Here is a 22,006-nt window from a genome sequence, read left to right on the forward strand (position 1 = left end):
TAGGTTCTAGGTTCTAGGTTCTAGGTTCTAGGTTCTAGGTTCTAGGTTCTAGGTTCTACAAAATTCTAATTTTAAATTTTTTGATACAAGCATTGTTTATATGTTTTATAGCTTGTGAATATATTCTTTTTAATATTGTGACGCGATATAAAATCAATACTACCAATTAATCTTTTGCTAAAATATCGCAAATGCGTTGGCACGCTTTACCATCTCCATAAGGATTATGGGCACGGCTCATTTCCTTATATGCTATGTCATTTTCTAATAGTTCATTCAATGCTGTAGTTATTTTAACCACATCAGTACCAACTAATTTTACTGTACCTGCATCTACAGCCTCTGGTCGCTCCGTAGTATCGCGCATAACAAGTACAGGCTTACCTAGGCTAGGTGCCTCCTCTTGAATGCCACCAGAATCAGTTAAAATAATGTTCGCACGATTCATTAAGTAAACAAAAGGCAAATACTGTTGAGGCTCGACTAGATGTATATTATTTATACTCTTTAAAATACGATTGACTGGTTCTTGAACATTAGGGTTTAAGTGAACAGGATAGAGTATTTGACAATCTGGATGATTTTTAGCTGTTTGCGCTAATGCTTCGCATATTCGCTCAAAACCACCACCAAAACTTTCACGACGATGCCCTGTTACTAAAATAAGCTTTTTACTTTCATCAAGCATTGAGAACTGCTCAGCCAAGGTGCTACTTAATTCGGTGTTGTCTTCTATTTGCTGCTTAACCATTAACAAGGCGTCTATCACTGTATTACCAGTTATGAAAATACTTTTTTCTGCATAATCTTCTTTTAGTAAGTTCGCTTTAGAAGTATCCGTTGGCGCAAAGTGATACTTTGTAAGTGCCCCAGTTAATTTGCGGTTTCCTTCTTCAGGCCACGGTGAATATATATTTCCAGTACGTAAGCCAGCTTCAACATGTCCAACAGCTATTTGCTCATAATAAGCCGCCAAACTTGCGGAAAATGTAGTCGCAGTATCTCCATGAACAAGCACTACATCAGGTTTAAAGTCTTTAAGTACAGGAGTTAATTCTAATAAAATTCCACTTGTGACTTCCGGCAATGTTTGACCTGCTTTCATTAAATTTAAATCATAGTCAGGAGTTATTTCAAATAAATCTAAGACTTGATCTAACATTTCTCTATGCTGTGCAGTAACACATACTTTAGATTCAAAACGGTTATCATTAGAAAGAGCACGTACAACAGGAGCCATTTTTATAGCCTCTGGCCGTGTACCAAATACCACTAGTACTTTCTTGTTGAGCATATAAAGCACTCCTAAATTTGCAGGTTATGAAATAAAAATCGCAACGAATTATTTTTTTAAAAAGTATCTAAAAAGAATGATAATGAAACTGATCATTCCACCTAAAAAGGTACCTAAAACGCAGATAAGTGCTCTTGCGGGCTTTGCTTTCTGCTCAGGAATAATTGCCGGATCTATTATTTTAAATACATACTCATCGCGTACATTTGCAAACATTATGGTCTTTGCCTGCTCTTCAACTAACTTATAAAGAACAGCTCTAATATCAGCAATCTTAGTTTGCTCTAACTGCTGAGTCAGGAAATCGGTACTCTCGTTAGCTTCAATAACGTCTCTTGCCTTCATTGTTTGGTTTATATCATCTATTAACCAATTAACCCATTGCTGAGCAACTACAGGCGAAACATGTTCAACTGATATAGTGACCATTCCAGTTTCTTCGTTCTTATTTGCACTTATAATTTTTATAAACTTTTTATAAGCCTCTTGCATTGAAGGTTCAGGTTTATAAGGAGCTTTTACTTCTCGCACCCATTTATTTTGCTCTACATCATAAAACTTTTCGTCATAAAGAACTGTATTTGTTTCACTATTCCACGTTTTAGCCGCCATTAAATCAGGTAATATGTCATATTTATTTATAAATTCACGACTAAATTTACGTGATCTTAGGATTTCAATTGCTAACTGCGTTTTATCAACATTACCATTTGCTCCTAAGTTCACTCCTGCTAAGCTGGCCAAGCCACCAAACTGACCTACCAAGCCACTTGTCTTATCTTGCTCTGCAGGCGCTAATAACGCTTCAGATTTATAAATATTAGGCAGATTTACTGCATAGTAGACTGACGCAGAAGCAAACAAGGCTGTAATAATTACTATTATCCATTTCCCTTGCCAAATAGCGGTAAATAGTTCGCGTAGGTCTATTTCGTCATCGGCAATGTTGTTTTGCACTGGTGTATTTGCTTGATTTAGGTTGTTTGAGTTGTTTTCCATTTAAATCTCATAAGTTCAGCTATCAGCTATCAGCTATCAGCTATCAGCTATCAGCTATCAGCTATCAGCTATCAGCTATCAGCTATCAAAAATTGAATAACTAGAACATTAGGTCAAGTTATTGTTTTAGGTTTTAGGAACTTTAGCTCGTCCCTCGTAACACCAAACCTGCTACTACATTTGCGCGGCATAAAGCCCCGTTTACAAAACCATTTTTAACCACAGAGTACACCGAGGCGCTGCGCGCTACACAGAGAAGAAAAGCTTATATTGATAAAAGCCTTTAACTTTAATCTCTCCCTCTGTGTTCTCTTTACCCTCTGTGGTAAATAAAATAACTAACAGACGCGGGATAAACCCGCTGCTACATTATATTAAATACCGCTTATGGCTGCTACTGCTACACCTAGTTGATATAGAATCTGTGTTGCGGTGCTCCAAAGCGTTAACTTATCCATATGGCCTGCATCTAGTGGGACAACAATGGTATCGCCAGGTTCAAGTTGGTTTGAGTTATTAACTGCAAACCAGTTGCCGGTATTTGGTATTTTTACTGAGCCGTTGGCTTTTATAATGTAAATACGGTCATCAGCAGCGCGCTCTTTTAAGCCACCGCTTAGGTCTATATATTCGTCTACGCTGATACCTGCTTTATATAGGTGCGATGTAGAGTAATTAACCTCACCTATTACACTGATTGAGTCGCGTTCACTAGGTACATAAAGTACATCGCCATCTTGCAGTACTAAGTTTTGTTGATTGTTAACAATAAGCGGTAAATCTATAACTAAACGGCCTACGGCATCAACGTTAGCAAGGTCCTTTAGCAACTTATTCATTTCTTCGTAAGTAAGTGTGTTGCTACTTACTGAACTTTGAAAGCTTTTTGATGCTATATCACGGCGAAGCTCGGTAGATAAACGCGCTAGCTGTTGTTGCTCTTGTTCTTTAATTGACTTGCGAGTAAATACAGCGGCATTAGTTGCTGCAAACTGTGAAAAACCACCTGCGCGTTCTAGTAAGTTACTTAAAGTTTCACCGCGGCGAATAGTATAGGTGCCCGGAAATTTAAGTTCACCCTTTAGCTCTACTTTTAAGTTTTCTTGCCAATTTGGTATAGCAAATATATTTACGCTGTCTTTACTTTGTAATGAAATATTAGATGCCGCTTTACCTTGCATAGCACTTTTTAAATCAAACTTAATATGCTCAATGTTTGATACATCGTTATTGGCAATTCTTGTTACTTCAGCTTGTTGTGTGTAAGCCGATTCTAACAGGCCGCCCGCCGCAGTAATTAGGTCTTTTACTTCACCGCCTTCCATTAACGGGTAAATGCCTGGGTACATTACACTGCCGCTAATTTCCACTATTTGCATCGCCTGCATTACACCGGCCTGCTGCTCTAACTTAGCAATTACGGGTTTAAGTAAATTATGGCGGCTAAACAACGCATAACTTTGCGCATCTTCTTCTTGTTCTTTAAGCTTTTTCTCAAGCATTTCCGCCATGCTTAAATTTGGATTTACCTCTTCAAACTCTGACTTTTTAACCGCCACACCAACGTATTTTTCAAACTCTTTTTGTTGGTATTCATGCCAAAGCTCTGCTTTGCGTTGTTGATCTTGCTGCTCTTTAGTTAACGCTAAATTTGCAAGCGCTATATCTTCTAATGCTTTTTCTTCAAAACGACTGAATACAATAATTTTATCGTTAGGGTTAAGTTGTAAGTTGTTCTCAGTATTTTTTGTAATGGCTTTTGCTAAATCAAACTGATGAATTTCAATATCACCATTTACGTTGGTTTCGCGCACTACTAGTGCATAATCTAAATCGGCCTGTGGTAGTAAGTCACCACGTACTGAGCCTAATATGTCTGAAATACGCTTACCATTGTACCACTGGTAATTACCAGGGCGTACTACAGCCCCAATTAAACCAATTGAAGTTTGGTATTGCTCACCAATGGCGCTAAAACGAATACGATCGCCATCTTGTGGAATGTAGTTAACTTGCTCTTTGCTAAAGTCTACCGAAAGCACTTCTTTATGTTGGTTATTAAAACGTTCAACTATCACACTTTTAGCGTAAGCATTTGGCTTTATGCCGCCCGCCATTTTTAATAATTGTTCTGCCGTTTCGCCTTTTTTAAGCTCAAAAATAGCAGGGCGTTTTACTAAACCATCAACGGTTACTTGCTCGCCAACCGACGGTATAAATACCACGTCACCCGGCTTTAAAATAGTATCGTTACTGCTATCACCGCGAATAAGTAAATCGTATAAATCAAAGTTAGTAACGACCTTACCACCGCGCTTTACTTGAATATTACGCAGTGAGGCTATATCCGACACGCCACCACTTACAAATAATGCATGCGACACTGTAGTCAATGACGACACACTATAGCTACCTGGTTTGTATGCTTCACCCAATACTAAAATACGAATACTGCGAAGTTTACCAAGCGAGACAAACGCTTTAACACCTATAATCTCTTGTTCAACTTTTACTTTTATTAACTCTTTAACTTCAGCAAAGGTTAAACCAGCTACCTGAACAGGACTTAAGTCGGGAATGTTAATACGTCCTTCCCTATCAACGATGACTTCGTAGCTTGCGCTTTCTTTACCGTAAAAGTTGATTAATAGCTGATCGCCACGCCCCACTAAATACGTATCGGGTACTGCGGCGTTTTCGTTGGGCATAAATGTGGTGGGTTCGCCGGCAAATAAGTCGTAACCAAATGGTTTTACCGTGTTATCTTCGGGCTTAAAGCGTTCTTCATCTGTAAAAGCTTGTTCGTCGGCGGTATTACGCTCACCTACTGTGGGTTTATCTTGTTCGTTATTTTTGCCACTGGCATTGCCTGCACCTCCAAGGCTTGAAATATCTACGCCATATTGCTTTGCAAGTGCCTGCTGTTGAGACTTAGGCAACTTTTGAAACTGCTCAAGTTGAGCGGCTGTTGGCGCAAATGCTAATGTGCTAAAGCTACATATAAGTACAAAAGCACTTAATAAATGTTTAATAACGTTCACGAGTAGGTATTTCCCTAGGTCTACAACCAAAATTGTTGGGTATCATACATTATTTATGAGCAAATAAAAAAGGGACTTTAGCCCCTTTCATAGTTTTATTACAATTAATTTACTACTTGATGTTAAAAGCTGTAAACCAATGTTAATGAGGTCTCAGTGTCGGTTGCTTCTTTGTCATCAGCCACATCTGAGTTATTGGTGATATTGTAGGCTACTTTCATTTGTAGCGAGCCATTAATTTTAGTAAGTAGCGCAGTTTCTGAGCGAGTTTTGGTATTGGTATCACCATATTCTACCGATACTAACTGGGTAAAACGCGCGTTGTCTGAAATTTTCCAGCTAAAGTCTAATTTACCTAAAGCAATTACTTCGCCTTCGTATTCACCCGCTAGTGAGTTGCCGTTTTCATCAACCTCTTCGCTTACATCTGGGTATTTAAAGTACTTATAACCTGGACCAATTTCAGCATTTAGTTTCATGTTTGACTCGTTTAGTAAACGTAAACCATAACCTGCTGAAATAACCGACTCACTTCGGTATGCACCAAAGTAGTCAGATACGTGTGACCCATAAATAAATAAGTGGGCGTGCTTTTCATTTAACTTGTAATTACCTTGTGCTGAAATAGAGTACTTTTCGTTAGTACGCTGTTTTTCTTTTATGCCGTTTTCGTTCTCTACTTCATCTTCTTTGTAGATGCCGTCTAACTTATACTCGTTATTCCAGCTTTCTAAGTTATGTAATACTTTAATACCGCCTTTTAAGGTCGTTGTTTCGGTATTACCGCTGGTAATAATAGCGCCTACTTCGCTGGTAACTTCCCAGGTTTTTTGTTCATCTTCTGATGCAAATGCATTGGTTGTAGCTGAGGCTGCTACTAATATTGATAAAAGCTTAAGTTTCATTAAAAAATAACCCTGTAAAAAGTGTATTAATACCTATTAAAAAAAGCAGCGCGCATACTAATAAATCAAATTTGAGCGCTGCCTTAATAAATAAGTATTTTAAAAAATTAGTCTTGCTTGTGTAAATGTACATCCATTTGCGGGAATGGAATGGTAATGTCTGCGTCGTCTAACGCTATTTTAATGTTTTCCATTAACGACCAATATGTTGGCCAGTAATCTTCTGAGTTAACCCACGGGCGCACTATAAAGTTAACGCTTGAATCGGCAAGTTCAGAAACTGATACATTGTATGCAGGATCTTTTAAAATACGCGATTCGTTATCAAGCACTGATTTAAGTACTTCTTTTGCTTTTCGTAAGTCGGCGTCGTAGCCAACACCAATCACAAGATCAACGCGGCGTGTTGATTCGCGCGAGTAGTTAATGATCGCATCTGACATGATTTTTGAATTAGGCATTACAATAACTTTGTTATCGGGTGTGCGCATTTCAGTTGAGAATATTTCGATTTTTTTAATCGTACCGGCTTTACCGCCCGCTTCAACGTAGTCACCTGATTTAAATGGGCGAAGTAGAATAATTAATACGCCTGACGCAAAGTTAGATAACGACCCTTGCAGTGCTAAGCCAACGGCTAAACCTGCCGCACCCAAAATAGCAATGAATGACGTGGTTTCGATGCCAATTTGTGACAGCGCCATTAAAATAGTGGCTGCAAATACAATGGCATATACAATACTAGAGACAAACGATGAAACCGCTTTATCTACTTTTTTCTTGTCGAATGCTTTTTCGGTTAACTTTGCACAAAATTTAGCAATTCGTCCACCCAGTAAAAATATAACAAGCGCTATAACTGCCTGAATACCGTAGTGTAAGATTAAGCCTGAATTTTCATTCAGCCAATTGAGTATTGAATCCATATTAACTCCTGATAGTGTTATTAAGCAGTTTAGCGGTGTTGTTTATTGTATTGTAAATCTTTAATAGGTGTTTGCAACAGCGTTTTACAAGGTTCGAGGTTCGAGGTTCGAGGTTCGAGGTTCGAGGTTCGAGGTTCGAGGTTCGAGGTTCGAGGTTCGAGGTTCGAGGAATTTAAAAACCTTACGGTTAATATAGCAAGGTTTTTTATACCCGTAGGCGGGAGTTTATCTCGCGCAGGGTTTAATAAAATGCGCGGGATAACCACCGCTCACGTTCAATACAAACATCATGCTTGGCTTAATCTCTACCTAAAACCTAAAATCTTTGTCTTTAATCTCTTCCTCTGTGAACTCTGTGACCTCTGTGGTAAATAGTGTTTTAATTTTTTGCACCACAGAGTACACCGAGGCGCTACGCGCTTCACAGAGAAGACAAAACAAATAAAACATGTCTTTAATCATTTCCTCTGTGTGCTCTGCCCCCTCTGTGATTTTTTACACAAAGAGAAGTGAATGAGGAGTAAATGAGAAAACAATAACCATGAGCCCGAGTGATTAATTGTTTTTTCACTAGCTCTAAAAGCGCAGCGTCTCTTAACCTCTTTGTGAATAAATTTATTGCCTTTAACGCGGGATAACCCCCGCCTAAAAAACCATTTTGAACCACAGAGTACACCGAGGCGCTTCGCGCTACACAGAGAAGACAAAACAAATAAAATATGTCTTTAATCATTTCCTCTGTGTGCTCTGCCCCCTCTGTGGTGAATAAAATCTCTTTAAGATCTTTTTGCACAAAGAGAAGTGAATGAGAAGTAAATGAGAAAACAATAACCATGAGCCTGAGTGATTAATTGTTTTTTCACTAGCTCTAAAAGCGCAGCGTCTCTTAACCTCTTTGTGAATAAGTTTATTGCCTAAAACCACCTGCGCGTGATAACCCCCGCCTACAAACCATTTTGAACCACAGAGTACAACACCGAGGCGCTACACACTACACAGAGAAGAAAATCTTGCGCGGTATAAAGCCTCAGGGTTAGGGATTCGAGTTTCGATCTGCCCGTTGCCCGTTGCCCGTTGCCCGTTGCCCGTTGCCCGTTGCCCGTTGCCCGTTGCCAATAGCTTAAATATAGAATACTTAAAATAAGTTTAATTTTTTTGATTTTTTGCTTCACAAGCATGGGGATATTATGTATTATGCGCGCCACACCAAACAAGGTGTATGTAGTGGCGGTTGTAGCTCAGTTGGTAGAGCCCCGGATTGTGATTCCGGTTGTCGCGGGTTCGAGCCCCGTCAATCGCCCCACTATTTTCTAAGTTTCCTCAGTAATATCTAAAGCTAATCTCTAAATTATATTTACCCGATACAAAGCCAAGTCAGAAATAAAGAAACTACGCCAACTTGTCTGTAGGCATGAGTTTACCTTACGCATTTATTAGATCTTAAAACTGACGCGACATAACGTCGCTGCTACCATAGATTTAAAAACTACACACGTAGCAGTGGATTTACCCCGCGTCTCGAAGCCCGATGCCCGCATTTGAAGCTTTGAACATGTAAACTTAATAAACGCAAAATAAAGTCGCTGCTACATATTATTTAAGGCGTTCTTTCCACTGTGCAATAGGCAGTGGCTTTGAAAATAAATAGCCTTGAAATAAGTTGCAACCGCGCTGCTTTAAATAATTAAATTGCGCGGGTTCTTCAACGCCTTCAGCAACGCTATTTACACCTAAAGCACTGGCCATGTCGATGATCATATTCACAATAGTTTTACTTGAATTATCATCAGTATCCATAATGCCATCGACAAAGTATTTATCTATTTTAAGCTCAGAAATTGGCAACTCTTTTAAATAACTCAGGCTTGAATAACCCGTTCCAAAGTCATCAATTGAAAACCTAAAGCCCTTTTTATTAAGTTCAAGCATAGTCTCTTTTACTAGTTCGATGTCTGACACTAAAGTCGTTTCGGTCAGCTCTATCACTAAGTTACATGGCGACACTTGCCACTTATGAACACTGGCGAGCAATTTTTCCTTAAAATCGGGGGCTACAATTTGTTTAGCGCTAATGTTAACGGCAATACAGGTGTTTTTTCCTGCTCGGCTGACTTCATGCAGCAACTTACATACTTGATCAACCACCCAATCGCCAATTTTAATAATGGCTTCACTCTCTTCTGCTAGGGGTATAAATTCCCCAGGGCTTATTACGCCTAATTCCTCAGAATCCCAACGTAATAATGCTTCGGCTGAATTAAAGGTATTTTCATTAATAAATTGTGGCTGTAGTACCAGTGTTAATTCATCACTTTTATCAACATTTATTAGTAAATAGCGAATCTTATTGGTACGTTCGTAACGTTTTAATGCATCTAAATCTGCAAAGTAATAACCAAAAGGAGACAACTTTTTGGCTTGTTTTAGTGCGTATTCCAACTTATCAAACATAGAGCTATAGGAGTCTCTACTCGCATTAATAATTGTACTGCCCAACGAGGCGCTTAGTACCACATCAAGATCACTGATCTTATGTGAGAAGTTATCTAGCGCTAATATTTTAGAGTCAATACTTGGTTGTTGTTGCTCTAGGTAGGATAAGTCATTACTTATATTGGCGCTTATAATTAAAAAAGAATCGACTCCGCTTTTGTATAGCTTGTACTCGCCCTGTACCGCATTTGATAGTTTTTTAGCCGTTAAAATGAGTGCTTCGTTGCCCGCCTCAATACCGTACTTAAAGTTAAATTGCGCTAACTTATCCATATCTAATAAGGCAGCATATATATAGCCATTATTAATGCTGGCACTTTGTAGTAAACTTCTGCATTCGCGCTCAAACCACCGCTTATTTTTTAATCCTGTTATGGGATCTGAATAAGCTAAATTATAAATGGTATCTTGCGCTTTGAGTTTTTCACTAATATCTCTAACTACACCAATATATTCAACGCTTTGCTCATTAACTGCTTTGGTAAGTGACAATTCTATTTGAAAAATAGTGCCGTCTTTTTTTCTTGCAGGTAGTTGCCTACCAACACCAATAATTTTAGCCTCACCTGTTTGCTCATAATTTCGCATATACGAGTGATGCTTAGACGCATAAGGCTCAGGCATTAAGTTGTTAATCGACAAGCCAAGCATTTCATTTTGCTTATAGCCAAACATAGTTAATGCGGTTGAGTTACAGTGAACAATAACGCCTTGCTGATTAATAGTGATCACTGCATCATTTAAGTTATTTAAAATAGCTTCAAGGCGATTATTTTTATCATCAACCTTGGCCTTTAACTCATACTCTAAAGTGACATCTTCAAAAGCACCATGCACTTTAATAACCTGATGATCATCATTAAAAACAGGGTGACCACTCGTACGAACCCACTTTTTATTGCCATGAGCATCTACAAACTCAAAATCCTCACAATAAGGAAGGCCATGTGTTTGCAAACGATTAAAAAAATCACGAATACGCGCTTGCTCTTTTTCACCAGCATAATGCGCAATCGCTTGTGTGGTCGTGAGCGGTTTGCGCTTATCAAGGCCATAAATATTATAAACCTCGGGTGAATAATTTAGCTCGCCGGTTGAGATTTTGTATTCCCACGTGCCTACCTTCGACATAGCTTCAACAGCACTAAATAGTGATTGCTGTGAGCTTGATTTATCTTCTAAAAAACACTTTTGCAGGAACACTGCTGTATAACTCGCAAAGCTAATTAGCCTTGGTAGGTGGTGCTTAATTGTTGAGTTGCTATTTAAATAAAGACCAACCAGTACGCCGCTGAATTGGCCTTCATCATTGCTTATAGAGACGCCAATGTAAGCTTGCGCATTTATAGTTTTTAGTAGCTTATTTTCAGGGTAGTGTTGTTGTAATTCATCCGTTATAAAACACGCACTTTTTGAAGGTAGCTGTTCACAAGGCGAGCCTTCTAGCGAATAAGAAAAGTTATCAACGACCTCTGCGTTATGTAAAACCAACTGCGTAGTTGCTAATTTATCTTCATTTACAGAAGCAATAAATAAGTAATCCGCTTTAATTTCGTGCTGCAGTGCTCTCAATTGTGCACTTAAATTTGCACATTGAGAATACGATACATCATAGGCTGTACCTATATCTAACTGCTTGCTATCCTTGCTCACTTTACTAACCTACTTTGAAAGAAAGACCTAATGACGCTAATGCTTTAGAGTGCTTTTCAATCGCATCAGACTCTGCTCCTACACAATGCGCTTGGGCTAAGTTTTCTGAAGACGCACTACTAATATTGGAAATATTGCGGCTAATTTCTTGCGATACCATGCTTTGCTCTTCCGCAGCGGTTGATATTTGCGTTGCTAAATCGGAAATATCTGTAATTGCTGCATAGACTTTTGAGACGATATCTTGGCTATTACGGGTTTCTTTAACACATGTTTCAGCAGCGTGTTTACCCGCTTCCATTGTTTTTGACCAGTTGAGTAGCGTAGATTGCATTTCAGATATTGAGACTTGAATTTGCTCTGTGGCGGTATGCGTTCTGCTTGAGAGTGCACGTACCTCATCAGCAACAACCGAGAAACCTCGGCCATGTTCACCAGCACGCGCGGCCTCAATAGCGGCATTGAGTGCAAGTAAATTTGTTTGATCGGCAATCCCTTGTATCTCTTGCATTATTCCACCAATTTTTTCAGCCTCTGTTGCTAACTCGCTCGCAGAGCTTGCTGAGTTATCAACTTCAGTTGCAAGTAACGACACCTCTCGCATTGTCCCTGACATGGCTTGCGTTGCTGACTCACAATCTTGGTGAGCTTGTTGCACTCGTTGATTAGTGATTAAGGTATTTTTTGCTACCTCGTCAATTGAATGCACCATTTCTTCGACCGCAGACGATACCTGATGTAATTCAGACGCTTCTTTTTCAACGCCAGCCTGCGCAGCTTCAGCACAAACTTTAAGCGAATCAGCTCCTTTGCTAAGGCTTAAAGTGCCATCAATAATACGCCCAACAATGGTCGTTACTTTACCCTCAAGTAATTTAATCTGAAAATCACTATAGCTGAGGCTATCGCTACCAGAATAAATATGCCGAGATACGCTATCTGGGCCTGCTTTGGTTTTTTTGATTTTGCTTTGCGAGCGAATTAACTCTTCATAAAAAATAACAAAAGGCAGAGGAACAAACAGCAAACATAACCAGAACATGTAACTTGTTAACCAAGCAATTAAAGCGGCACACCCAATAAATAGAGGCAATTTAAATGCAGCTAATTTTTCACTTAAAGGCGTAATTGATTGACCGTTGTTTAAACGTTGGTAAAGCTTTTCTGCGCGGTGTTTATATTCTGGAAGGAGTTGTTGACGAACTGATTGATAACCTACTTTTTTACCGTTTTCGTAAATAGGGGTAACAAATGCATCAACCCAGTAATAACGCCCATCTTTACATCTATTTTTTACAGCTCCTCGCCATGCGGTATCGCTTTTTAAATTAGACCACATATCACCAAATGCCGCAGGTGGCATATCTGGGTGACGAACCATATTATGATTTTTCCCTTTTAACTCATTGATGGTATACCCTGAAACTTTACAAAAGCTATCATTTGCATAGGTGATAACCCCTCGTAAATCTGTTGTAGAAACTAATTCTTCGTCAATGCCAAACGAAACTTCCTGGTCTACCGTTGCTTGATTTCTTCTACTCATAGTGGGTGCTTCATTATTTTTTAATGGGTGAATTTGCGGGATGTTAATTTATAAATGTATAAAACACAATTATACATTATTACTATATTCTAACAGTTCAAAAGAGCCTGAAACTTCATATTACACCTCAGCTTAGTAAAAATATACATTTAAAAACATGAGGTTACAAAAACTCACAAAAACAAACGAGAATAGTTATTACTTTATTTTAAGCTTATATACAAAGTTTAAACACCAATCACTGCTTATAGAGTAATTTTAGACCGAAGTGATAAGGTTCGCCAAAAAAGTGGCTAAAAAAAATGCCACCAAATGGTGGCATTTACACACGGGGGTATTTCTACTTATAGAAATTTTTTTACTATTTTGTTACGAAAAATATATATTAAAAAGGTAACATTTAGCCCATTATCTAGCAACATTTAACCGAGTTTTATCTTACAACCATTAACTCATCGGAACAGTCTTAATCATTACACCTTTATACATACGTATTTTTCTTCTAAGTACTCATCTAAACCCTGATGCCCGCCTTCACGACCAAGACCTGATTGCTTTACACCACCAAACGGCGCAACTGGGTTTGATATAACGCCCTCATTTACACCTACCATGCCAAACTCTAGCCCTTCGCTTATACGATAGATTTGTTTAATGTTTTGGCTATAAAAGTACGCAGCTAACCCATAAGGGACGTCATTAGCAAGCGCAAGTACTTCGCTTTCTTCATCAAATGGGATCACCGTTAATACAGGACCAAACACTTCTTCGTGATAAATATCCATTTGTGTAGTGACATTGGTGACTATTAATGGGTTTTGAAAACTGCCACCTAAATTGCTGTTATCTCCAATTAGCGTAGCGCCTTTATCAAGAGCGTCTTTAATCAGTTGTTGCACTTTCTCTTTTGCTTTGGGATAAATAAGCGGCCCTATGTCGGCATTTTCATCAAAACCGTTCGCAACTTTGAGCGCAGCGACTTTGGGTGTAATTTTTTCAAGCACGTCATTTAATATATCACGCTGAATAAAAATACGATTTGCTGCAACACAAGCTTGTCCTGAGTTTCTAAATTTGGCCGCCATCAATCCATCAATCGCATCGTCAATATCAGCATTATCAAATATTATAAACGGGGCATTTCCCCCCAATTCCATTGAAGTACGCTTTATTGTAGATGCACATTGAGAGAGTAACTGCTTACCTACACCGGTAGAGCCAGTAAAAGTAAACTTACGTACCACCTCTGAGTCGGTCAGCATTTTGCCCACCTTTTTGGCATCTTGTGACACAAGCACATTAAATGCACCTTTAACAAAGCCAGCCTGATCAGCTAAATAAGCTAAAGCGATAGCACATAATGGTGTGTGCTCAGAAGGCTTGAGTATAAAACTACAGCCCGCAGCATAAGCCGGCGCGACTTTTCGAGTCACCATAGCAACAGGAAAGTTCCAAGGCGTAATACCTGCTACCACGCCAATAGGTTGCTTGAAGCTAGTTAAACGATGACTGTTATCGGTTGCGGGGATAACATCGCCGTAGCTGCGTTTAGCTTCCTCTGCAAACCATTTAATAAAACCGGCGCCATAATCTATTTCACCAAGAGATTCTTTAAGCGGTTTTCCCTGCTCTTTAGTCATAAGTGTAGCTAGCGTTTGTTTGTGCTTTATTACTAGATCATACCAACGCATCAGGGTGTCGCTTCGCTCGGTCGCATTGGTGGCTTTTAATTTTACAAAAGCGCCTTGTGCTGCTGTTATGGCATTTTTTACGCCTTGCTCGTCAATATCACTTACATCAACAATACTTTGTTCGGTGGCCGGATCATCAACGCTAAAGCGTGAGTTGGTTTGATAAAATTCACCGTTAATAAACGAGTCTGAAAAAATAAGATCACTCAAAATATACCTCCAAAATGGGTTTTGGGTTTTGGGCTTCGGGCTTCGGGCTTCGGGCTTCGATAAATTAAAAAAGCCTTGTGGTTAACGCTACAAGACTTATTCATTTTAATTTACCCGCTGCCCGTAACCCTTTACCTTCAACCTTTGTATTTATTCACTTCCTCTGCGCACTCTGTAATCTCTGTGGTAAATAAAATTACTAACAAACGCGGGATAAAACCGCTTTAAAAAGCATATGCACAAAGAGAAGTGAATGAGAAGAAAATGAGAAAACACTAACCATTAGCCTGAGTAATTAATTGTTTTGTCACTTCCTCAAAAAGCGCAGCGTCTCTTAACCTCTTTGTGCATAATTTTATTACCTTTAACCACATTTTCGCGGCGTAAAGCCGCGCCTACAGGCTATTTTAATTTACCCGCGTCTCGCAGCCCGCCGCTCGTAACCTTTTGCCTTTCGCCTTTAACTTTAAAAAGACGCGGGGTAAACCCGCTGCTACTTCTGCTCGGCGTAAAGCCCCGCCTACAAAATATTTACACCACAGAGAATACAAAGGCGCTTCGCGCTACACCGAGGGGTTAAGGTAAATAACACTAAACCTTTGCCTTTGCTCACTTTCTCTGTGCTCTCTGTGGTGAATAAATCACTAAAAAATCAAATAATGAGCCGCTGCAAGGCTAACTTGAGAAAGCTCTACGTCTACAAAAGATTTGTCTGCGCGGCATAAATCTTCGCCTAAAACAAAAAAGCCGCTGTATCAAACAGCGGCTTTTAATATGATAGTCATTAATTAAAAACTAGTGTTCTTCATTAACGATATTGAGATTGTACTTAGGTATTTCAACCACTAAGTCTTCATCTCTGATAATTGCTTGGCAACCTAAGCGCGATTCAGGCTCTAAACCCCATGCTTTATCTAGCATATCATCTTCTAGATCATCACTTTCATCTAATGAGTCAAAACCTTCACGGATCACTAAATGACACGTTGTACATGCACATGATTTTTCACAGGCATGAGGAATGCTAATGCCATTTTTAAGCGCGATATCAAGTACCGTTTCGCCAGCGGGCGCTTCTATTGCTGCACCGTCAGGACACAACTCCGGATGGGGAAGAAAAACAATTTGTGGCATTCTAATCTCTCTTATATATTGTCTACTGACTGACCCGTTAAGGCTTTTTTAATTGACGCGTCCATTCTGCGCGCGGCAAAATCACTGCTCGCATTATCCATTTTTTCAATGGCCGCTTTAATTTCGCTTGGCTCTTGCGCACTCTCGCGTACTTTTGCAAGTTCGTTTATTTCCACTTTTAGCGTCGCTAATTGCTCAGGCTCAAGTAAATCGCCATCAGCAGCTAATGAGGCTTCCATCGCTTCTATTACACGAAGCGCTTCAACTTGTTGCTCTTTAAGCATACGCGCTTGCATATCGCCTTTAGCGTTACTCATCGACTCTTTAAGCATATTAGCAACTTGGTCGTCAGACAAACCAAACGACGGTTTTACTTGTATTTCTGCTTGAACACCCGTTGATTTTTCCATTGCCGACACGCTTAATAAACCATCAGCGTCTACTTTAAAGGTAACGCGAATATGCGCCGCCCCCGCCGCCATAGGAGGAATGCCTTTTAAGCTAAATTTTGCCAGCGATCGACAATCATCAACCAGTTCACGTTCACCTTGTAAAACATGCAACGACATAGCCGTTTGACCATCTTTAAACGTAGTAAATTCTTGCGCACGCGCAACCGGAATCGTGGTATTGCGTGGAATGATTTTTTCAACCAAGCCACCCATTGTTTCAAGGCCTAACGACAACGGTAACACATCAAGTAATAACATGTCGGAATCTGGCTTGTTACCAATCAATACGTCAGCTTGAAGCGCAGCACCAAGTGCAACAACACGATCAGGGTCAATTGAAGTTAGTGGCTGTTTATCAAAAAACTCGCCAACTTGAGTACGAACCAACGGCATGCGGGTTGAACCGCCAACCATTACAACTTGTAATACTTCTTGGTTTTCAATACCGGCATCTTTTACTGCACGACGACATGAGCGGAGCGTTTTTTTAACCAGTGGCATAGCGAGCTCATTAAATTTTTCTCGCGTTACTTCAACCATGTATTTTTCATCGTCAAACTCAAGGCCAACATTCACTTTTTCGTATTGGCTGAGTGCTTCTTTACAGGCTTTGGCTTTATTAATGAATAAGCGTAATACCGAAGGAGATAAGCCTGTCACGCCGGTTTCTTGTTTTAGGTAATCAACTAATAACGAGTCAAAGTCGTCGCCGCCTAGGCTTGAATCGCCACCGGTGGCCAGCACTTCAAACACGCCTTTATTAAGACGCAGAATAGAGATATCAAAAGTGCCGCCCCCTAAATCATAAACGGCGATAATACCTTCTTGCCCTGAATCTAAACCGTAAGCAACGGCAGCGGCAGTAGGCTCGTTTAGTAAGCGCAGTACATTAATACCGGCAAGCTCAGCCGCATCTTTGGTGCTTTGACGCTGTGCATCATCAAAATAGGCTGGTACCGTAATCACTGCCCCTAACATATCTTGATTACCAAAGCTTTGCTCAGCGCGTACTTTTAATGCATTTAAAATATGACTTGAGGCTTTAACTGGGCTAATCTTTCCCGCAGCCGTTTCGATAGCCAATGCACCATCATCATCGCAAAACTGATAAGGCAGTTGGCCATAGCTGTGTTCTATTTCGGTTTGCGTTTTACCTAAAAAACGCTTCACTGAAATAAGCGTATTAACCGGATCGAGTGTAGCCGCTTGCATTGCATCATTACCCACGGTAATGCCGCCAGCTTGATAACGAACCACTGAGGGTAACATCGCTTCGCCTGACTCATCAGTAATAGTGCGTGCTTCGCCGCTTTGTACGGTTGCCACTAATGAATTTGTAGTGCCTAAATCAATTCCAATGGCTAATTTGTGTTCATGTGGTGCCGCGCTCTGCCCCGGCTCAGCAATTTGCAATAATGCCATAATGCTCTTTAAACTCGTGTTGCTCGCTTTGCAGCAAGTAATTAATCGTCAAATAAACTGTCTTCAATGCGTTCAAGTTCGTCTTGTAACTTATATACAAATTTTAATTTGCGAATGTTGTCAGCAGCGTGTTGATATTGTTGCTCATCGTTGCTTGCAAGTTGCTCAGCCAATTCGTTGCTATACTGGGCTTTTAATTGCTTTATTTGCGACTCAAAATTAGCAATAGCGATATCTGGATCACTTGCAGAGGGAAGTTCTTCAAGCTCTTCGCGCAGTTCCATTTGTTGCATCAAGAACATGGGATCTTGCAGTGTTTGCTGCTCTGCGCGAATATCAACGCCCAGCTCACTCAACATATATTCAGCACGTTTAACCGGATGCTTAAGTGTTTGTAATGCGTCGTTAATTTCAGCGGTACTTTGTACGGCCATTAATTTATCACGACTGCTGGCATTAGCATGACGATCAGGGTGTACAGCACGTTGAAGTTCTAAGTAGTGCTTGTTGATCATTGCTAAGTCAATATTGTAGTCAACCGGTATTGCAAATAACTCAAAATAACGCATAACTTCTCACAAATGACAAAGCCCTACATTAACTGGCAGGGCTTATTTATATCTTAAAACAAGTTTGAGCTTAAACGGTAAAGCTTTCGCCACAGCCACACTCATCAGCTTGGTTAGGGTTATTAAATTTAAACCCTTCATTTAAACCTTCTTTAGTGTAGTCGAGCTCAGTGCCGTCGATATAAACTAAGCTTTTAGCGTCAACAATTAAGGTAACGCCTTTGGCCGCAAATGTTTCATCGTCATCGTTTAGCTCATCAACAAACTCTAGAACATAAGCAAGACCTGAACAGCCCGTCGTTTTAATGCCAACTCGCAGGCCAATGCCTTTACCACGGTTTGCTAAAAATGATTGTACGCGGTTTGCTGCCGCATCTGTCAATGTCACTGCCATGAATATCTCTTAGTTTGTATGTTTGCTTTTGTAATCTGCAATTGCTGCTTGAATTGCATCTTCGGCTAAAATTGAGCAGTGAATTTTCACTGGTGGTAATTCTAGCTCTGCGCTGATATCGGTATTTTTGATAGTCGCAGCTTCGTCTAATGTTTTGCCTTTAACCCACTCTGTTACCAGCGAAGATGAAGCAATTGCGCTACCACAGCCGTACGTTTTGAATTTTGCATCTTCAATAACGCCGTCTGCCGATACTTTAATTTGCAATTTCATTACGTCACCACATGCTGGTGCGCCTACCATACCCGTTGCCACTGACGGATCGTTTTTATCTAGAGCACCTACGTTACGTGGGTTTTCTACGTGGTCGATTACTTTATCACTGTAAGCCATAATTCTATCCTCACTACCTGCTAGGTATGGGCTCCACTAATTAGTGGTGCGCCCATTCAACTGAATCTAAATCAACACCTTCTTGGTGCATTTCCCAAAGAGGAGACATTTCACGTAAACGGCCAATCGAGTTTTTCATTAGCTCAACGGTGTAATCAATCTCTTCTTCGGTGGTAAAGCGGCCAATACTAAAACGAATCGAGCTGTGCGCTAATTCATCGTTGCGACCTAATGCACGTAATACGTAAGAAGGCTCTAAACTTGCAGATGTACAGGCTGAACCTGACGATACCGCAATATCTTTAACGGCCATTAATAACGACTCACCTTCAACAAAGTTAAAGCTAATGTTGACAATACCAGGTACTGATTGGTCTTGCGTGCCATTAAAGTACACTTCGTCCATATCTGTTAAAATGCCGTCGATTAGGCGTTTACGTAACGCACTGATGTGTGCATGATCTTTTTCAAAATCTTGTTTTGCAATTCTAAATGCTGCGCCCATACCCACTAATTGATGGGTCGCTAATGTACCAGAACGCATACCACGTTCATGGCCACCACCGTGCATTTGTGCTTCTAAACGTGCACGTGGTTTACGACGAACATACAAAGCACCTACGCCTTTAGGGCCGTATACTTTGTGCGCCGAGAATGACATAAAATCTACTTTGGTTTGTTGCACGTCAATTAAAACTTTACCCGCGCTTTGTGCTGCATCTACGTGGAACATAATTTTACGTTCGCGGCACATTTCACCAATAGTATTGATGTCTTGGATTACACCTAGCTCGTTATTTACATGCATAATACTTACAAGCACGGTGTCGTCACGCATGGTGTCTGCTAATTTTTGCAGATCAAGTAGGCCGTTTTCTTCAACGTCCATGTAGGTTACTTCAAACCCTTGGCGTTCAAGTTCACGACATGTGTCGATAACCGCTTTGTGTTCAGTTTTAGCGGTAATAACATGCTTACCTTTTTTCTTGTAAAACTGAGCTGCACCTTTAATAGCAAGGTTATTTGATTCTGTTGCACCCGATGTGAATACAATTTCACGTGGGTCTGCATTAATTAAATCAGCAATGTCAGTACGTGCTTGGTCAACGACTTCTTCAGCTTGCCAACCAAAACGGTGTGAACGCGATGCTGGATTACCAAAATTACCGTCCATAGTCAGGCACTGCATCATTTCTTTGGCAACTCGTTCGTCAACAGGCGTAGTTGCTGCGTAATCTAAATAAATCGGTAACTTCATTTCTCTCTCCGCTGCAGGTCAACCTTAAAGTTGACAGCTTACTTGAATATTTTCCAACTGCTTAATTGCATCATTAACGCTGTTTTCTTGGCGAAGAGCGACCGCTTTAACGTCCGACTTTTCAACCAGTTCAGCTAAGGTAATATTATTTAAAAATTCTTCAATTCGTGCGCTTAAGTCTGACCACAATGTATGGGTTAAACAACGCATACCACTTTGACAACCAGTATTGCTTCGCTGACACCGTGTAGCGTCAACAGATTCATCTACCGCATTGATAACATCGCCAACTGAAATTACGTCAGCCTTACGTCCTAGTAAATAGCCCCCACCAGGACCTCGAACAGAACTCACTAGCCCATTTTTACGTAAACGGGCAAATAATTGCTCAAGATAAGACAAAGAAATTTCTTGGCGCTGCGAAATATCTGCAAGCGCTACAGGGCCTATATTTGCATGTAGTGCAACATCCAGCATGGCTGTAACGGCGTATCTGCCTTTTGATGTTAACTTCATAACGCCCCCCGCACAAAAGAGTGCAAATTTTAATTACCAGAGTAGATTAGTCAAGTATTATCCTGATTGGCTAGCCTCGAATGCCAGCCGATAAACTTGTAATACCCGACTGTTTTGGTCAAGTATTGGGTCTATTGTAATTACCTGAGTAATTTAGTCAAGTATTAGTAGAGCAATAAAGGGCGCTATTTATAACTAATTGCTATTTTATAGACTTATTAATTGAGGTAAGAATACCTCGTAATATGTTCATTTCAGCATCTTCAGGGCGAGCACGATTAAACAAGCGACGTAGCTTAGTCATTACCATGCCTGGGTGCTGCTTAATAATGAAGCCTGTTTTAAACAAAGTGTCTTCAAGATGTTCGTAAAACAGTTCTGTTTGTTTAGAGGATGGATATAGGGTGTCGTCTTCTTCTTGAACAGCCTTAGGTTGCTGATTTAAAAACGCCATACGCGTTTCATAACATAAGGTTTGCACAGCCATGGCTAAATTAAGTGAGCTGTATTCTGGGTTAGCAGGAATACACACATGGTAATTACACAGTTGTAATTCTTCATTAGTTAAGCCACTGTTTTCACGGCCAAACACAAGCGCTACAGGGCCGTTTACGGCTTCGCCAACAAGCTTTTCACCACATTCTCTCGGCTCTACCATAGGCCACGACAATGTACGCGAGCGGGCGCTAGTACCAATCGTTAATGCACAATCAGCAATCGCATCTGCAACACTATCAACAATAACAGCATTACCTAGTACATCAGTCGCACCTGCAGCAAGCGCACTTGCATGACTGTCTATTTCACAGGCTGGATCAACAAGGTATAACTTTGATAATCCCATGGTTTTCATGGCGCGCGCCGCTGAACCAATGTTACCAGAGTGTGATGTGTTTACTAAAACGATGCGAATATCATCTAAGATCATTACAGTGCTACTTATCGAGTACAAAAAAATTGCGCAAATTCTAGCATGAAAACGCGCTGAGATCCTATATTCAATAGTCGAGATCTAAAAGATCAGTTCGGGGTTCGGGGTTCGGGGTTCGGGGTTCGGGGTTCGGGGTTCGGGGTTCGGGGTTCGGGGTTCGGGGTTCGGGGTTCGGGGTT

At 40.3% G+C, this 22,006-nt stretch carries 16 protein-coding genes and 1 tRNA gene; 1 reads left to right on the forward strand and 16 read right to left on the reverse strand.

The window, feature by feature from the left end; all coding sequences use genetic code 11:
* Positions 1-166: 166 nt before the first annotated feature.
* The 5 genes from wecB to BM380_RS13285 form a co-directional block, all read right to left on the reverse strand.
* Positions 167-1,294 carry a non-hydrolyzing UDP-N-acetylglucosamine 2-epimerase gene (wecB, locus tag BM380_RS13265; RefSeq protein ID WP_090494783.1) on the reverse strand — a complete coding sequence of 376 codons (1,128 nt, stop codon included), beginning with the start codon at positions 1,292-1,294 and terminating at the stop codon, positions 167-169.
* Positions 1,295-1,342: 48 nt separating this feature from the next.
* Positions 1,343-2,293: a Wzz/FepE/Etk N-terminal domain-containing protein gene (locus BM380_RS13270; RefSeq protein ID WP_090494784.1), complete on the reverse strand. Its 951-nt coding sequence runs from the start codon at positions 2,291-2,293 to the stop codon at positions 1,343-1,345.
* Positions 2,294-2,667: 374 nt separating this feature from the next.
* Complete coding sequence (locus BM380_RS13275; protein WP_090494786.1) at positions 2,668-5,334, reverse strand: SLBB domain-containing protein; 2,667 nt, start codon at positions 5,332-5,334, stop codon at positions 2,668-2,670.
* A gap of 122 nt (positions 5,335-5,456) precedes the next feature.
* The gene (locus BM380_RS13280) at positions 5,457-6,239 is read right to left on the reverse strand and encodes a DUF481 domain-containing protein (RefSeq protein ID WP_013464005.1); all 783 of its coding nucleotides are present in this window, start codon (positions 6,237-6,239) and stop codon (positions 5,457-5,459) included.
* A 107-nt stretch (positions 6,240-6,346) separates the two neighbouring features.
* Entirely contained in the window at positions 6,347-7,165 is an 819-nt protein-coding gene (locus BM380_RS13285; RefSeq protein ID WP_013464003.1) for a mechanosensitive ion channel family protein, read from the reverse strand.
* Positions 7,166-8,392: 1,227 nt separating this feature from the next.
* Between BM380_RS13285 and BM380_RS13295 the strand changes: the two genes are divergently transcribed.
* Positions 8,393-8,468 (forward strand) — tRNA-His (locus tag BM380_RS13295).
* A gap of 290 nt (positions 8,469-8,758) precedes the next feature.
* Here the strand turns inward: BM380_RS13295 and BM380_RS13300 are convergent.
* The 11 genes from BM380_RS13300 to trmJ all read right to left on the reverse strand — a co-directional run bounded on the left by BM380_RS13300 (position 8,759) and on the right by trmJ (position 21,824).
* On the reverse strand, positions 8,759-11,311 hold the full coding sequence (locus BM380_RS13300) for a sensor domain-containing protein (RefSeq protein ID WP_090494789.1): 2,553 nt from the start codon (positions 11,309-11,311) through the stop codon (positions 8,759-8,761).
* A gap of 4 nt (positions 11,312-11,315) precedes the next feature.
* Positions 11,316-12,857, reverse strand: a complete 1,542-nt coding sequence (locus BM380_RS13305) for a methyl-accepting chemotaxis protein (RefSeq protein WP_090494790.1) — start codon at positions 12,855-12,857, stop codon at positions 11,316-11,318.
* Positions 12,858-13,330: 473 nt separating this feature from the next.
* Positions 13,331-14,758 (reverse strand): NAD-dependent succinate-semialdehyde dehydrogenase, encoded by a 1,428-nt coding sequence (locus BM380_RS13310; protein ID WP_090494792.1) that lies wholly within the window; start codon positions 14,756-14,758, stop codon positions 13,331-13,333.
* Between the two features lie 795 nt (positions 14,759-15,553).
* A complete protein-coding gene (fdx, locus tag BM380_RS13315) occupies positions 15,554-15,892 on the reverse strand; it encodes an ISC system 2Fe-2S type ferredoxin (RefSeq protein ID WP_008113929.1) in 339 nt (112 codons plus the stop codon).
* An 11-nt stretch (positions 15,893-15,903) separates the two neighbouring features.
* Entirely contained in the window at positions 15,904-17,766 is a 1,863-nt protein-coding gene (hscA, locus tag BM380_RS13320) for a Fe-S protein assembly chaperone HscA (protein WP_090494793.1), read from the reverse strand.
* Positions 17,767-17,807: 41 nt separating this feature from the next.
* Positions 17,808-18,335, reverse strand: a complete 528-nt coding sequence (gene hscB / locus BM380_RS13325) for a co-chaperone HscB (protein ID WP_008113925.1) — start codon at positions 18,333-18,335, stop codon at positions 17,808-17,810.
* Positions 18,336-18,405: 70 nt separating this feature from the next.
* Positions 18,406-18,729 (reverse strand): iron-sulfur cluster assembly protein IscA, encoded by a 324-nt coding sequence (gene iscA / locus BM380_RS13330; protein WP_008113924.1) that lies wholly within the window; start codon positions 18,727-18,729, stop codon positions 18,406-18,408.
* Between the two features lie 9 nt (positions 18,730-18,738).
* Positions 18,739-19,122, reverse strand: coding sequence for a Fe-S cluster assembly scaffold IscU (iscU, locus tag BM380_RS13335; protein WP_008467675.1), 384 nt, complete (start codon positions 19,120-19,122; stop codon positions 18,739-18,741).
* A gap of 40 nt (positions 19,123-19,162) precedes the next feature.
* Complete coding sequence (locus tag BM380_RS13340) at positions 19,163-20,380, reverse strand: IscS subfamily cysteine desulfurase (protein WP_008113922.1); 1,218 nt, start codon at positions 20,378-20,380, stop codon at positions 19,163-19,165.
* Between the two features lie 24 nt (positions 20,381-20,404).
* On the reverse strand, positions 20,405-20,896 hold the full coding sequence (gene iscR, locus BM380_RS13345; protein ID WP_028834540.1) for a Fe-S cluster assembly transcriptional regulator IscR: 492 nt from the start codon (positions 20,894-20,896) through the stop codon (positions 20,405-20,407).
* 202 nt (positions 20,897-21,098) lie between these two features.
* Positions 21,099-21,824 (reverse strand): tRNA (cytosine(32)/uridine(32)-2'-O)-methyltransferase TrmJ, encoded by a 726-nt coding sequence (gene trmJ / locus BM380_RS13350; protein ID WP_013463999.1) that lies wholly within the window; start codon positions 21,822-21,824, stop codon positions 21,099-21,101.
* Positions 21,825-22,006 lie beyond the last annotated feature (182 nt).

Origin of the sequence: Pseudoalteromonas sp. DSM 26666 (assembly GCF_900116475.1) — a bacterium.
Lineage (GTDB): Bacteria > Pseudomonadota > Gammaproteobacteria > Enterobacterales > Alteromonadaceae > Pseudoalteromonas > Pseudoalteromonas tetraodonis.

Bases quoted from the DNA above. Each gene is read 5' to 3' on its own strand.
- wecB (WP_090494783.1), bottom strand. From the start codon at position 1,294: ATGCTCAACAAGAAAGTACTAGTGGTATTTGGTACACGGCCAGAGGCT.
- BM380_RS13270 (WP_090494784.1), bottom strand. From the start codon at position 2,293: ATGGAAAACAACTCAAACAACCTAAATCAAGCAAATACACCAGTGCAA.
- BM380_RS13280 (WP_013464005.1), bottom strand. From the start codon at position 6,239: ATGAAACTTAAGCTTTTATCAATATTAGTAGCAGCCTCAGCTACAACC.
- BM380_RS13285 (WP_013464003.1), bottom strand. From the start codon at position 7,165: ATGGATTCAATACTCAATTGGCTGAATGAAAATTCAGGCTTAATCTTA.
- BM380_RS13305 (WP_090494790.1), bottom strand. From the start codon at position 12,857: ATGAGTAGAAGAAATCAAGCAACGGTAGACCAGGAAGTTTCGTTTGGC.
- fdx (WP_008113929.1), bottom strand. From the start codon at position 15,892: ATGCCACAAATTGTTTTTCTTCCCCATCCGGAGTTGTGTCCTGACGGT.
- hscA (WP_090494793.1), bottom strand. From the start codon at position 17,766: ATGGCATTATTGCAAATTGCTGAGCCGGGGCAGAGCGCGGCACCACAT.
- hscB (WP_008113925.1), bottom strand. From the start codon at position 18,335: ATGCGTTATTTTGAGTTATTTGCAATACCGGTTGACTACAATATTGAC.
- iscA (WP_008113924.1), bottom strand. From the start codon at position 18,729: ATGGCAGTGACATTGACAGATGCGGCAGCAAACCGCGTACAATCATTT.
- iscU (WP_008467675.1), bottom strand. From the start codon at position 19,122: ATGGCTTACAGTGATAAAGTAATCGACCACGTAGAAAACCCACGTAAC.
- BM380_RS13340 (WP_008113922.1), bottom strand. From the start codon at position 20,380: ATGAAGTTACCGATTTATTTAGATTACGCAGCAACTACGCCTGTTGAC.
- iscR (WP_028834540.1), bottom strand. From the start codon at position 20,896: ATGAAGTTAACATCAAAAGGCAGATACGCCGTTACAGCCATGCTGGAT.
- trmJ (WP_013463999.1), bottom strand. From the start codon at position 21,824: ATGATCTTAGATGATATTCGCATCGTTTTAGTAAACACATCACACTCT.